9 protein-coding genes are annotated in these 8,478 nt (G+C 74.4%); 4 read left to right on the top strand and 5 right to left on the bottom strand.

From position 1 onward, the window contains the following. Positions 1 to 477: inositol monophosphatase family protein (locus tag HMPREF3105_RS09360; RefSeq protein WP_305791343.1), on the bottom strand; the 477-nt coding region annotated here is incomplete at its 3' end. Positions 478 to 561: 84 nt separating this feature from the next. Between HMPREF3105_RS09360 and HMPREF3105_RS09355 the strand changes: the two genes are divergently transcribed. The 3 genes from HMPREF3105_RS09355 to HMPREF3105_RS09345 are packed head-to-tail and all read left to right on the top strand — an operon-like array spanning position 562 to position 2,699. Further along, complete coding sequence (locus HMPREF3105_RS09355; RefSeq protein WP_020621601.1) at positions 562 to 1,008, top strand: DUF6508 domain-containing protein; 447 nt, start codon at positions 562 to 564, stop codon at positions 1,006 to 1,008. A 27-nt stretch (positions 1,009 to 1,035) separates the two neighbouring features. Further along, on the top strand, positions 1,036 to 2,256 hold the full coding sequence (locus HMPREF3105_RS09350) for an App1 family protein (protein ID WP_043275839.1): 1,221 nt from the start codon (positions 1,036 to 1,038) through the stop codon (positions 2,254 to 2,256). After that, a complete protein-coding gene (locus HMPREF3105_RS09345; protein ID WP_002853740.1) occupies positions 2,253 to 2,699 on the top strand; it encodes an acyl-CoA thioesterase in 447 nt (148 codons plus the stop codon). Before HMPREF3105_RS09350 ends, HMPREF3105_RS09345 begins: the two co-directional genes overlap by 4 nt. Before the next feature lie 141 nt (positions 2,700 to 2,840). On the opposite strand, the gene HMPREF3105_RS13575 is transcribed toward HMPREF3105_RS09345, so the two are convergent. The 4 genes from HMPREF3105_RS13575 to HMPREF3105_RS09325 all read right to left on the bottom strand — a co-directional run bounded on the left by HMPREF3105_RS13575 (position 2,841) and on the right by HMPREF3105_RS09325 (position 7,898). Further along, on the bottom strand, positions 2,841 to 3,374 hold the full coding sequence (locus tag HMPREF3105_RS13575) for a hypothetical protein (RefSeq protein WP_228070727.1): 534 nt from the start codon (positions 3,372 to 3,374) through the stop codon (positions 2,841 to 2,843). Positions 3,375 to 4,049: 675 nt separating this feature from the next. Continuing rightward, a complete protein-coding gene (gene gdhA, locus HMPREF3105_RS09335) occupies positions 4,050 to 5,390 on the bottom strand; it encodes an NADP-specific glutamate dehydrogenase (protein ID WP_020621604.1) in 1,341 nt (446 codons plus the stop codon). 157 nt (positions 5,391 to 5,547) lie between these two features. Further along, the gene (locus HMPREF3105_RS09330; protein ID WP_070709355.1) at positions 5,548 to 6,606 is read right to left on the bottom strand and encodes an aldo/keto reductase; all 1,059 of its coding nucleotides are present in this window, start codon (positions 6,604 to 6,606) and stop codon (positions 5,548 to 5,550) included. 74 nt (positions 6,607 to 6,680) lie between these two features. Beyond that, positions 6,681 to 7,898: a glycosyltransferase family 4 protein gene (locus HMPREF3105_RS09325; protein ID WP_070709353.1), complete on the bottom strand. Its 1,218-nt coding sequence runs from the start codon at positions 7,896 to 7,898 to the stop codon at positions 6,681 to 6,683. Positions 7,899 to 8,058: 160 nt separating this feature from the next. Here HMPREF3105_RS09325 and HMPREF3105_RS09320 point away from each other — a divergent pair. After that, on the top strand, positions 8,059 to 8,478 hold a 420-nt coding region (locus HMPREF3105_RS09320; protein WP_246830364.1), incomplete at its 3' end, for a cell division protein PerM.

Below are 8,478 nucleotides of genomic sequence, written 5' to 3'. Positions count from 1 at the left end.
CCGGCCGACCTCGGCCAGCGGGCGCTCCGGCCCGTCGCCGCGGGTGAGGTAGGCGCCGTCCGCGTCGGCGGAGAACGCCAGCCGGCCCACGGGGTCCAGCACGACGCCGGCCACCACCTCGCCGTCGACCTCGGCGGCCAGGGACACCGAGAACATCGCGAAGCCGTGTGTGAAGTTGGAGGTGCCGTCGATGGGGTCGACGATCCAGGTCAGCCGGGCGGCCTCACCGGTGCCGGCCTGCGCCCCGAGCTCCTCGCCGAGCACGCCGGAGCCGGGGACCGCCGTCGTGAGCGCGGCGACGAGCCGGGCCTCGGTGTGTCGGTCGTGCACGGTGACGAGGTCGTGGTGCGTGGTCTTGGCCTCGGGCCCGATGGCGGTGGGGGAGCGGAAGGCGGCGGCGAGGTCGCCGACGACCGCGCGGGCGGCGTCGAGGGCGATCGCGCGCAGCTCGGCGGGGCGGGGCAGGGCGGGGCTCATGCCCCGAGCCTAGGCGGGGGCCCGGACACGTCGGACCGCACGCGAGACAATGGGGCCGACCCCCCCCCGAGCAGAGGAGCCGCCATGACCGAGCACCCCCTCCCGACCCCCGACGACGACGCCACCCTCACCGGCCCGCAGACCCCCACGCCCCAGCGCGTGGCCGCCGTGCGTGCGCTGCGCGAGCTGCTCGCCGCCGGCTACGGCACCGAGGCCCGGCCGATCGCCTCCTACGGCGCCCCCGCGCCCGGCACCCTCGGCGGCGTCTACCCGGACTACGACGACCGCGTGTTCCCCGGCCTCGTGGCCGCGCAGGAGCTGGCGGGCATCGACGTCGACTACCTGCGGAACGTGGACCGGGTGAGCGAGGCCGGCATCGCCGAGGCGTCCCTGGCCGACCTCGGCACGCTGTTCACCTACCTGGTGCGCGGCGAGCGGTTCGCGGACGGGCACGTGGCCGCCGCGATCGAGAACGGCAAGGTCGGCCGCATGCTGGACCGCCTGACCGCGCTGGTCCCCGAGATCCGCTGAGAGCGCACGGTGCGGAATACTGGGCGCATGCCCGCAGCCTCCGACGCCCCCACGCCCGCGCCCCGGCGCGGCCGCCTGGCCCCTTCCGGTGACCCCACTCCCGTGGAGAACGTCGCCACGCACCTGCAGGAGGGGTGGAACCGTTGGCACCGCGCCCGCGCGCTGCGTGCCGGCAACGTGCCGACGGTCATGGCGTTCACGGGCTACGGCAGCACCAGCTGGGTGCGGATCCTCTCCCGTGTGGTGATCGCCTCCGACGAGGAGTTCATGAACGGCCGTCGGCTGTCGAAGGTGGTGGCGGACGGCGTGCGCGGCTGGCGCAACTTCGTGGCCCCGCCCATGGCCTACGCCGAGGTGGAGGTGCAGGTGGGGGACCTGCGCACCACGGTGCGCACGGACCGGATGGGCGTCGTCGACGTCGTGCTGGACGTCGAGCTGGAGCCCGGCTGGCAGACCGCCACCCTCCACGTCGGCGGCCAAGAGGAGCACGCCGTCATGGACCTGTACATCTGCGAGCCGGGCGCGCGGATCGGCCTGGTCTCGGACATCGACGACACCGTGGTGGTCACCTCGCTGCCCCGCCCCCTGCTGGCGGCCTGGAACTCGTTCGTGATCGACGAGCACGCCCGCACGCCCACTCCGGGGATCGCCGTGCTGCTGCGCCGGATCGCCGAGCTCGAGCCGAAGGCCCCCGTGCTGTACCTGTCCACGGGCGCGTGGAACGTGGCGCAGACCCTCACCCGCTTCCTGGGCCGCAACCTCTACCCGCTCGGCGCTCTGCTGCTGACCAGCTGGGGGCCCACGAGGGACCGCTGGTTCCGCTCCGGTCAGGAGCACAAGAGGGTCCAGCTCGAGCGCCTCGCCGAGCAGTTCCCGGACATCCAGTGGATCCTGGTGGGCGACGACGGCCAGCACGACCCCGAGATCTACGCCGAGTTCGCGCAGCGCCACCCCGACCGGGTCAAGGCGATCGTCATCCGGCAGCTGACCCCCTCGCAGGCGCTGCTCGCGGGCGGTCGGGCGGAGGACACCCGCCATTCCACCCCGGGCATCCCGTGGTGCTACGGCCCGGACGGGGCCACGCTGTCCAATCAGCTCGAGGACCTGGGCATCCTGCCCGTCGAGTTCGTGGACGTGCAGCCCGAGGCCTGGCGCGAGGACATCCTCGGCGACGACGAGGCGCCGGCGACCCTCGACGCCGCGGCGCAGCGCGACGGCCGGTCCGCGGACGAGGAGGCCGCCCGATGACCGCCTCGCGCTCCGTCGAGGTCCGCATCCCGCTGCGCTGGGCGGACATGGACGCCTACGGCCACGTGAACAACATCGCCGTGGTGCAGCTGCTGGAGGAGGCCCGCGTGGCGGCCTTCGGCGTGCCCGCGAACACCGGCGCCGGTGGCGGGCAGGCCCCGCCGATCGACCTGCTCGAGGGGGTGGCCCCCGGTGTGCGGACGTTCATCTCCGAGCACACCGTGAAGTACCGGGCCCAGATGCCCTACCGCCCCGTGCCACTGCGCGTGGTGGTGAGCGTGGACGCCGTGAAGGCCGCCTCGGTGCACGTGGGCTACGCCCTGCACGACGGCGTCGACGACACCCTCTGCGCCACCGCGACGTCCGTCATGGTGTTCGTCGACGGGCAGACGGGCCGCCCCGTGCGCATCAGCCCCGAGCAGCGGGCGGCCCTGGCCGGCTGAGGTGGGCCGAGGTGGGCTGCTGACCGCCTGGCAGCCGCCCAGCGACATCACCGCCGTGCAGCACGGCTGTGATGTCGCAGAGCGGAGGTCGAACGCTCGGGCTCGCGGAGGTCGGGACCGGGCCCGTGGGACGGCCGTGGATCAGACCGAGCGGGGGACGCCCGCGGCGGTGAGGATCCGCGCCAGCCGGTCCGGCCGCAGGAGGTCTCCCCACGTCCAATGCGCGCCCGCCCGGGTGACCAGCTGCAGGGCCACCTCCCGTTCCTTCTCCCGGCGGATGCTGGCGCGGCGGGCCGTGTCGTCACCGTCGAAGAACGACAGGTCGTACTTGCCCAGCCCGTCGAACTCCCCGTACACCCGCACCTGCTCCCACCAGAAGTCCGTGCGGGCCACCTCGCGTCCGTTCGCATCCCGGTGGCGATGCTGCAGCGCCGTGGGCGGGACGAAGCCGAGCTCGTGGATGCTGGCCCGGCTGTAGGACTCGCCGGCGGATTCCGCCCGCGCGTCCGCGAAGTGCCAGGCCCGCTCGAATCGGCGGAGGGCGGCCGCGGATTTGAGTCGGCTCTCCGCCTGCCTCGCCCAGCGTGCGGCCTCCTCGGGCCGGGCTCGGACGAGCGCGTCCAGCGGGGCCACGGCGTCGCGGAACGGGGTGGCCGCCCCCAGCACCAGCAGCACCGTGGGCAGCGGATCCGCCAGGACGGTTCCCAGGCTCTGCCCGTCCGACAGGACGGCCTCGACCGGCTGAGGCGCGGCGGGACGGGAAGCCGGCGATCGTGGGCCACCACGGAGGGGGCGAAGGGACGGCGGGTCAGCGGACCGGCGCCGTGATGCCCGGGCGAGGGGGCGCGCAGCTCGAGCACGGGCGGCTCGACGGCCGGCCCCAGACCGTGCAACCGGGCCGCGGTCAGGCCCGTGAACACCGTCGCGGGGCGGGCGATCGAGAGGGCGACGGCGGACACGACCGCCCTGTCCCACGGACGCAGCGCGGCCCAGTCGCTGACGCTGATGTAGACGCGCGGGCAGAGCCGCACGAGGACCCCGCGGGTCCAGGCGCGTTCGAGACGGCGCCGCGCCGCCCCGTCGTGAGGGTCCGCCGCGCTGAGCAGGGGCCCGCGTCCCGGGAGCAGCGCACGCGAGTGGTCGGAGAGCAGGGTCATGCGGCCCAGTCTCGTGGGCCCGTCGGGGGCGCGACGGGTCGGCCGCGCCGGCGGTGGAGGGCACCCGACGTCGGGGGGCCTGTGCAGGAGCCGGGCGCCCTTGAGCGACCGCCGCCCTGCGACATCACCGCGCGTCAGAACGGCGGTGATGTCGCAGGGCGGCGGAGGATCACGGAAGGGACAGGGCCGGGCCTCAGACCACGCCCTGGGCGATCATCGCGTCGGCGACCTTGATGAACCCGGCGATGTTCGCCCCCGCCACGTAGTTGCCGGGCGTGCCGTACTCCTCGGCGGTCTCCACGCAGCGGTCGTGGATGTCGCGCATGATCTGCTCGAGCCGGTCGTGGGTGTAGTCGAAGCTCCACGAGTCCCGCGAGGCGTTCTGCTGCATCTCCAGCGCCGACGTCGCCACGCCGCCCGCGTTGGCGGCCTTGCCCGGGCCGAACAGCGTCCCGGAGTCGACGAACAGGTGGGCGGCCGCCTCGGTGCAGGGCATGTTCGCGCCCTCGGCCACGGCCTTCACCCCGTTCTTCAGCAGGGTCCGCGCGGCGGACTCATCGAGCTCGTTCTGGGTGGCACACGGCAGGGCCACGGTGCCCTCGACGTCCCAGACGCTGCCGCCGGTCACGTAGCGGGACCGCCCGCCGCGGCGCTCGGCGTACTCGGAGATGCGGGCACGCTCGACCTCCTTGATCTGCTTGAGCAGGTCCAGGTCGAGGCCGTCCGGGTCCACGATGTAGCCCGAGGAGTCGGACGCGGTGAGCACGGTGGCCCCGAGCGCGGCGGCCTTCTCCGCGGCGTAGATGGCCACGTTGCCGGAGCCGGAGATCAGCACCTGCTGACCGTCCATGGATTCGCCGCGCGTGCGCAGCATGGAGTCGACGAACATCACGGCGCCGTAGCCGGTGGCCTCAGTGCGGACCAGCGAGCCGCCCCACGTCAGGCCCTTGCCGGTGAGGGCGCCGGCCTCGAAGCGGTTGGTCAGTCGCTTGTACTGGCCGAACATGTAGCCGATCTCGCGGGCGCCCACGCCGATGTCACCGGCCGGCACGTCCGTGTGCTCACCGATGTGGCGATGCAGCTCCGTCATGAAGGACTGGCAGAACCGCATGATCTCGCGGTCGGACTTGCCGGCGGGGTCGAAGTCCGAGCCGCCCTTGCCGCCGCCGATCGGCATGCCGGTGAGCGAGTTCTTGAAGATCTGCTCGAAGCCCAGGAACTTGACGATCCCGAGGTACACGGAGGGGTGGAAGCGCAGCCCGCCCTTGTACGGGCCGAGCGCCGAGTTGAACTCCACGCGGAACCCGCGGTTGACCTGCACGACGCCGGCGTCGTCGATCCACGGGACGCGGAAGATGATCTGGCGCTCCGGCTCGCAGAGGCGGTGCATGACCCCGGCCTCGACGTACTGGGGGTGGCGCTGCACCACCGGCCCCAGCGCCTCGAACACCTCGGACACCGCCTGGTGGAACTCGGCCTCGCCGGGGTTGCGCGCGAACACTTCGTCGCGCAGGGTCTCCAGAGACTCATTCATGGTGTCCTCCTCGGACGTCGGGGTAGAGACGCCCCGCGGTGCCCCCGCCGTGGCGCGCCGCGGTCGGAGGAGGCCGCGGTGCCTGACGCCCATCCTGACAGGGAGTGCGCTCTGTTGCCGAAATGAGACGCGGGCCACCCCGGGCCCCGCGTTCGGCTCAGCGCGGCGGCGCCGCCTCGGTGTCGATGCTGGCCTGCTGGCTCTCGCTGTAGCGCGGGCCCGCCACGGTCGCGTCGTTGACGAGGTCGTCCAGCCGGGCGACGTCGGCCGGGGTCAGCCGCACCTCGTGCGCGCCCCGGTCCTCGAGCCAGTGCTCCCACGAGGTGGTGCCCGGGATCGCCAGGACGTCCTTGCCCTGGGCCAGGACCCAGGCGACGGCGAGCCCCGCCGTGCTCGTCCCGAGCCGGACGGCCTCGGCCGAGAGCGCCTCGCGCAGCGTCAGGTTGGCCTCGTAGTGGCCCTCGGCGAAGCGGGGCAGCCGGTGCCGCAGATCTCCCGCGTCCAGCCCGCCCAGCCGCGGCGGCGCGTCCGTGAGCAGGCCGCGGCTGACGGGGGAGAAGGCCACGAAGGCGGTCCCATGGCGGCGGCACGCCTCGAGCACGCCCCACTCGGGGTTGCGGGTGGCGAGGGAGTACTCGGACTGCACGGCCGCGATCGGGTGGACGGCCACGGCCCGGGTCAGGGTGACGGCCGAGACCTCGGACAGGCCGATCGCCCCGATCTTGCCCTCCGTGACGGCCTCTGCGAGCGCCCCCACGGACTCCTCGACGGGGACCTCCGGGTCCAGCCGGTGCAGGTAGTACAGGTCGATCCGGTCCTGGCCGAGCCGGCTCAGGGAGGCGTCCACGTGCGCGCGCAGCGTCTCCGGGCGGCCGTCGATCCGCCGCTGCCCGTCCCGCACGAGCCCGCCCTTGGAGGCGAGCAGCACGCGCTCGCGGACGCCCGACCCCGCCCGGGCGAGCGCGCGCCCCACGAGCTCCTCACTGCGGCCGCCGCCGTAGAGGGTGGCGGTGTCCAGGTGGTCGGTGCCGTCGTCCAGCACGCGGGTGAGCAGGTCGACGGCGGCGTCGTCGTCGAGGAATCCGGAGTAGCCGTGCACGATGTTCATGCATCCGAGGCCGACGGGGTGCACGTCCTTGCCGGCGAGGCGGCGGGGCGCGGCGGGATCGGGCAGGGGGCCGGGCTCGGAGGGGCGGGGGTGCGGGGTGGCGTCCATGCCCGCCACCCTAGCCACGACTCCGGACGCGAGACCCGGGCCGCCTGGCGCCCGCCCGGTGTCCGTCCCGGGGTTCAGCCGAACACGCGCGCGGCCAGCAGCGACGGCGCCGTCAGCAGCCGGCGGGCCAGCTCCACGCGGCGGCGCTCCTGCACCGCGATCGCCTTCTCGTAGTAGCCCACGAGCTGCTCGCACAGCACCGGCCAGGTCCGGCCCTGCACCGACGCCCACGCCGCGTCGGCGAACGCGGCCCGCTTGACGTCGTCGTACACGAGGTCCGCGACGTGGCGGCGCAGCTCGTCCAGCTCGCCGGGCGGGTAGAGCCAGCCGGTGCGGGAGGCGTCCACGATGTCGAGGGGGCCGCCGCGGCCGACGGCGACGACGGGCACGCCCGAGGCCATCGCCTCCTGCAGCGTCTGGCCGAAGGTGTCGGACTCGCCGGGGTGCACGAACAGGTCCAGGCTGGCCACGTGGCGCGCGAGGTCCTCGCCCCCCTGGAAGCCGGCGAAGTGCGCGCCGGGCAGCTCCCGCTCGAGCTGTTCGCGCAGCGGCCCGGAGCCGATGACCACGAGGCGGGTGCCCGGCAGGTCCGAGAGCACCCGCAGGTCCCCGACCTGCTTCTCGTGCGCCAGCCGCCCCACGAAGCCCACGAGCTTCTCGCCGTTCGGGGCGAGCTCGGCGCGCAGCGCCTCGTCCCGCTTGGCGGGATGGAATCGGCGGGAGTCGACGCCGCGGCCCCACAGGTGCACGCGTCGCACCCCCTGGCGGTGCAGCTGCCGGACGGTGAACGACGACGGCGCGAGCGTCAGCGTGGCCATGTTGTGCAGGCGCGCCACGTGGCTCCACAGGACGTCCTCCAGCCACGGGGCGCCGTACCGGGCCGCGTAGCCGGGGACCTCGGTCTGGTAGACGGCCACGGAGGGGATGCCGAGCTCCTCGGCCGCCTGCACCGCGCGCCAGCCCAGCACGAAGGGGGAGGCGATGTGCACCACGTCCGGGGCGAAGTCGGCGAGCATGCCGCGCAGCCGGCCCACCGTGCCGGCGGCCACCCGCACAGAGGCGTACCCGCTCAGGGGCACGGAGGGCAGGGTGCGCACGGGGAAGCCCTCGACCTCGCGGGGGGCCTCACCGGCGCCCGCGCGTTGGGTCCACCCGGCGGACCACGAGGCAGCCGGGGCGATCACCATCGCCTCGTCGCCCCGCTCCCGCAGGTGGCGCAGCACCTGGAGGATGGAGTTGGTGACCCCGTTCATATGGGGCAGGAACGATTCGGCGACCACGACGACACGCACGTGGCCGACGCTAAGGACCCCGGACCACGGCCGGGGCACCCGCCGACGACGGCCCGGTGACCCCGCGATGAACTCTCGGGTCCGGTGACGGTCGTCGCACCGGCCCGCGCGGCCCGCCCCCGTCCAGGCGCCGCCCGGAGTCGGGTGGCACCATGGACGGGTGAGTTCCCGCCCCGCTGCGCCCCGTCTGCTGCGCCCCGTCCCCCTGCCGCTGTGGCTGCAGGGGGTGGTCGAGGCGCTCGTCACGGCGATGATCAGCCTGCTCGCGGTCATGGTCCCCACCCTCGCGGTGTGGGCCACCGGCGGGTTCGAGCGGCCGACCATCGAAGGCGCCGTCCAGGTGGGCGGCGTCCTGTGGCTGGCCCTGCACGCGGTGCCCGTCACCGTGACCACGGCCATGCCCACCGCGCCGGACCACCTCATCACCGGCACGGCGTGGCTCGTGCCGTGGGGCCTGACCCTGCTCCCGCTCGCGCTGTCCTGGCGGGCCGGCCGGCGCCTGGCCCGCGCGTCCTACCGGGACCAGGCGTGGCAGGCCTTCGTGGGCGCGGTGGGGGCCTACGCCCTGGTGGGGCTGGCC

The sequence above is a fragment of the Micrococcus sp. HMSC31B01 genome (genome assembly GCF_001816085.1).
GTDB classification, from domain to species: domain Bacteria; phylum Actinomycetota; class Actinomycetes; order Actinomycetales; family Micrococcaceae; genus Micrococcus; species Micrococcus luteus.
Note: the sequence above shows the minus strand (reverse complement) of the source record. Positions and strands in the feature narration are given on the sequence as shown.